This is a genomic window from Streptomyces sp. S6 (assembly GCF_054880855.1).
Genome location: NZ_JBTYMC010000396.1, coordinates 1 through 5,302, shown reverse-complemented (window position 1 = coordinate 5,302; position 5,302 = coordinate 1). Strand labels below are relative to the sequence as shown.

Annotated in this window: 1 protein-coding gene; it reads left to right on the top strand. The window is 72.9% G+C overall.

All coding sequences use genetic code 11. The features are described from left to right. Window positions 1-5,302 (top strand): SDR family NAD(P)-dependent oxidoreductase (locus ACVNF4_RS32100; protein ID WP_461806394.1); only part of this gene is annotated, 5,302 nt, incomplete at both ends.

The window sequence follows — 5,302 nt, the reverse complement described above, 5'->3', positions numbered from 1 at the left end:
GGCCGCCGCCTCGCACGCGCCGGCGCGGGCGACGGCAGCGACCTGCTCCGGCGCCTGGCCGGACTGCCCGAGACCGAACAGGAAGCCGTCCTCCTGCGCATCGTGCAGGCCGAAGCCACCGCCGTCCTCGGCTTCAACGCCGCCGAACTCGCCCAGGGCACACGAGGATTCAGCGAGATCGGCTTCGACTCGCTCACCGCCGTCGAACTCCGCAACCGGCTCGGCACCGCCACCGGCGTCAAACTCCCCGCCACCCTCATCTTCGACTACCCCACCCCGGTGGCACTCGCCCGCCACCTGCGCGAGGAACTCGGCGACGACACGGCAGGCGCCACCGCCACACCCATCGTCCTCAGCGCCCAGCCCGACGAGCCCATCGCCATCGTCGGCATGGCCTGCCGCCTGCCCGGCGGCGTCGACGACCCCGACGGCCTCTGGCGTCTCGTGGCCGAAGGCCGCGACGGCATGGTGCCCCTCCCGGACGACCGAGGCTGGGACCTCGACGGCCTCTTCGACGCCGACCCCGACAAACCCGGCACGGCCTACGTCCACAAAGGCGGATTCCTGCACAGCGCCGCCCAGTTCGACGCCGGATTCTTCGGCATCTCACCGCGCGAGGCCCTCGCCATGGACCCGCAGCAGCGGCTCCTCCTCGAAACCTCCTGGGAAGCCCTGGAACAGGCCGGCATCGACCCCCGCTCCGCACGCGGCGACAACATCGGCGTCTTCTCCGGCGTCTCCATCCACGACTACGTCGAATCCCTCAGCAACATGCCCGACGAACTCGAAGGCTTCGTCACGACAGCCACCGCCGGCAGCGTGGCCTCCGGCCGCGTGTCGTACACGTTCGGCTTCGAAGGCCCCTCCGTCACCGTCGACACGGCCTGCTCGTCCTCACTGGTGGCCATGCACCTCGCCGCACAGTCACTACGCCAGGGCGAATGCTCGCTCGCCCTCGCAGGCGGCGTCGCCGTCATGGGCTCACCGATCGGCCTGCGCGGCATGTCACGCCAGCGCGGCCTCGCCGCCGACGGCCGCGTCAAGGCGTTCTCGGCCGGCGCCGACGGCACCATCCTGTCCGAGGGCGTCGGCATCGTCGTCCTGGAACGCCTCTCGGAGGCCCGGCGCAACGGCCACCGGGTGCTCGCGGTCGTCCGCAGCTCCGCCGTGAACCAGGACGGCGCCTCGAACGGCCTCACCGCCCCCAACGGACCCTCCCAACAGCGCGTCATCCGCAAGGCCCTCGCCGACGGCGGCCTCGCCCCGGCCGACATCGACGTCGTGGAGGCGCACGGCACCGGCACCGAACTCGGCGACCCCATCGAGGCGCAGGCACTGCTCGCCACCTACGGCCGGGACCGGGACCCCGAGCGCCCGCTCTGGCTGGGCTCCCTCAAGTCCAACGTGGGGCACACCCAGGCCGCGGCCGGTGTCTCCGCCGTCATCAAGATGGTGCAGGCGCTGCGGCACGGCATCATGCCGCCCACGATCAACGTGACGGAGCCGACGCCCCAGGTCGACTGGACGGCGGGCGCCGTCGAACTGCTCACCGAGGCCCGCACCTGGCCGGAGCAGGGCAGGCCGCGCCGCGCCGGCATCTCCAGCTTCGGCATCAGCGGCACGAACGCCCACCTGATCCTGGAACAGGCACCGGAGGACCAGCCCGCGACGCCGGCCGCACCGACCGACGGAGTGGTCCCCCTGGTCGTGTCCGCCGCTTCGACGGCATCCCTGGCAGGCCAGGCGGAGCGGCTTGCCTCCTTCGTGGAGGCGGGCCAGGAGCCTCTGTGGCGGATGGCCGGTGCACTGGTCGCGCGGCGGGCACTGCTCTCCGACCGCGCGGTGATCGTGGCCGGCTCACGTGAGGAGGCGTCGACGGGGCTGGATGCGCTGGCGCGCGGCGAGTCCCATCCCGCTGTCGTGACCGGCGGTTCGTTCGGTGCCACGGCGTCGGGGCGGACGGTGTTGGTGTTTCCGGGGCAGGGGTCGCAGTGGGTGGGCATGGGCCGTGAACTGCTCGATGCGTCGCCGGTGTTCGCGGAGCGGGTGGCGGAGTGTGCGGTGGCGTTGGGGCCGTGGGTGGAGTGGTCGTTGGTGGATGTGCTGCGGGGGGATGTTCCGGCTGGGGTGTTGGAGCGCGTCGACGTGGTGCAGCCGGCGAGTTTCGCGGTGATGGTGGGTCTGGCTGCGGTGTGGGCGTCGGTGGGTGTGGTGCCGGACGCGGTGGTGGGGCATTCGCAGGGGGAGATTGCTGCGGCGTGTGTGTCGGGTGCGCTGTCGTTGGAGGACGCGGCCCGGATCGTGGCGGTGCGGAGCCAGGTGATCGCGGGTGGTCTCGCGGGCCGGGGTGGTATGGCGTCGGTGGCGTTGTCCGAGGAGGACGTGGCCGGGCGTCTGGTGCGGTGGGGTGGCCGGGTGGAGGTGGCGGCTGTCAACGGTCCGGCATCGGTGGTGATCGCCGGTGACGCCGAGGCCCTTGACGAGGCGTTGGAGGTTTTGGCGGCGGACGGTGTGCGGGTGCGTCGGGTGGCGGTGGACTACGCCTCGCACACCCGGCATGTGGAGGCGATCGAGGAGACTCTGGGCGAGGCGTTCGCGGACATCCGTGCGCAGGCGCCTCTCGTGCCGTTCCTCTCCACCGTGACGGGTGAATGGGTGCGTGAAGCGGGTGTCCTCGACGGCGACTACTGGTACCGCAACCTGCGGGGTCAGGTCCGTTTCGGTCCGGCGATCACCGATCTGCTGGCGAGCGGGCACACCGTGTTCGTGGAGTCCAGCGCCCATCCCGTCCTGGTCCAGCCGATCAACGAGATCGTCGACGCCGACGGCGCAACGGCCATCGTCGGCGGCTCTCTCCGCCGTGACGAGGGCGGCCCGCGCCGCCTGTTGACCTCGATGGCCGACCTCTTCGTCCGGGGCGTCGCCGTCGACTGGACCGGCATGCTCCCCGAGGAGTCCGCCGCAGCCCAGGTCGAGCTCCCCACGTACGCCTTCGACCACCAGCACTACTGGCTCCAGACCACCCCGGCGACCGACGCGGTGTCGCTCGGCCAGACCTCCGCCGACCACCCGTTGCTCGGCGCGGTGGTCCGGCTGCCTCAGTCGGACGGTCTGGTCTTCACCTCCCGCCTGTCCCTGCGTACGCACTCCTGGCTCGCGGACCACGCCATCGGCGGCACGGCCGTCGCACCGAACGCGGCGCTGGTGGAACTGGCGGTGCGGGCGGGCGACGAGGTCGGCTGCGGCACGCTCGACGAACTGGCCGTGGAGGCGCCCCTCGTCCTGCCCGAGCAGGGCGGCGTCCGGGTCCAGGTCACCGTCGGCGGCCCCGACGAGGAGGACGTCCGCACGGTCGACGTCTACTCGATCCGCGAGGACAGCGGCCCGGACGCCGCCTGGACCCGGCACGCCACCGGCCGGCTCTCCGCCACACCCGCCGAGCGCCCCGCGACCGACGGCGACCTCGTCCTGTGGCCGCCCACGGGCGCCCGGCCCGCGAGCGTCGACGAGCTCTACGACGATCTCCTCCGGCTCGGCAACACGTACGGCACCGTCCTCCAGGGGGTACGGGCGCTGTGGCGGCGGGGTGACGAGGTCTTCGCGGAACTGGCCCTCCCCGACGAGCAGCGTGCCGACGCGAGCCGCTTCGGACTGCACCCGGCACTCCTGGAAGCCGCTCTCCAGTCCGGCCTGCGCCACGCGGCCGTCGCCGACACACACGGACCGCGTCTCTGGCAGCCTGCCGAGTGGACCGGCCTGACCCTGCACGCCACCGGCGCCTCGGCGCTGCGGGTGAAGCTCGCCCCGGCCGGGGCCGACCGGCTGTCGCTGACGGCCGCCGACGAGACAGGCGAACCCGTCCTGACGCTCGACGCGCTCTCCTTCCTGCCGGTCTCCGCCGAGCAGCTCACCGCCGAAGCACCGGGCCACGACTCCCTGTTCCGGGTGGAGTGGGCCGAACTGCCCGCGCCCGCCCAGGGCACGGAGACACTGCCGCCGTGGGTGCCGCTGTTCCACGCCGACGAGGTGGACATCCTCGCCACTCACGTGACCACCCCGGTGGTCGCCGTGGCGCAGGCGTTCGGCAGCGGCGGCGAGGACGCGCTGACCCTGACGAACCGGATCCTGTCCATGGTCCAGGCGTGGGTCGCCGCCCCCGGTCTGGCCGCCTCCCGGCTGGTCGTCGTCACCCGGGGCGCGGTGCCCGCCGACGGAGACGCCGATGTCACGGACCCCGCCGGTTCCGCCGTCTGGGGCCTGATCAGGGCCGCCCAGGCCGAGGACCCCGAGCGGATCGTCCTGCTCGACACCGCCGCCGACTCCGGCCTCGACGTGACCGGCATCGAGATGGAACCCGTCCTCGCCGCCGTACTGGCCACCGGCGAGCCCCAGGTCGCCGCCCGTGGCCAGGTGCTCCTCGCCCCGCGCCTCGTCCGCGACACGACCGGAGCCGTCCCCGACACCTCCTTCACCCCTGAGGGCACGGTCCTGGTCACGGGCGGCACCGGCTCTCTGGGCGCTCTGGTCGCCCGGCACTTGGTGGAGGTGCACGGTGTACGGCATCTGCTGCTGGTGAGCCGCCGTGGTCCCGATGCGGAAGGGGCGGCCGAACTGGTCGCGGAACTCGGCGAGTCGGGGGCGGCGGTGACGGTCGCCGCGTGCGATGTGGCCGACCGGGACGCCGTGGCAGCGCTCCTGGCGGCCGTACCCGTCGAGCACCCGCTCACCGGTGTCGTGCACCTCGCCGGTGTCCTGGACGACGGGGTGATCGGTGCCCTGACGCCGGAACGCGTCGAAGGCGTCTTCGCCCCGAAGGTCAGCGCTGTCCGTCACCTGCACGAGCTGACCCGCGAACTGGACCTGACCACGTTCGCGGTGTTCTCCTCCGGCGCCGGGCTCTTCGGCTCCGTCGGCCAGGGGAGCTACGCCGCCGCCAACTCCTACCTCGACGGCCTGATGGCCCACCGGCGGGCCGCCGGTCTGCCCGGTGTCTCGATGGCCTGGGGACTGTGGCAGCAGAGCACGGGCCTGACCGCTCACCTGAGCGAGACCGACCAGGCCCGCATGAGCCGTGGCGGAGTCCAGGCCCTCACCCCCGCCGAAGGCCTCGCCCTCTTCGACGCGGCCCTCCACGCCGAACAGGCACTCGTCGTCCCCATCAAGCTCGACCTCCGAGCCGCCCGCGCCGACGCCACATCCGGCGGCGCGGTGCAGCCGCTGATGCGCGGCCTGGTCCGCCCCGGCCGGCAGATCGCCCGCGCTGCCGCCGCCCTCCTGCACACCACATCACCACTCGTGGAAG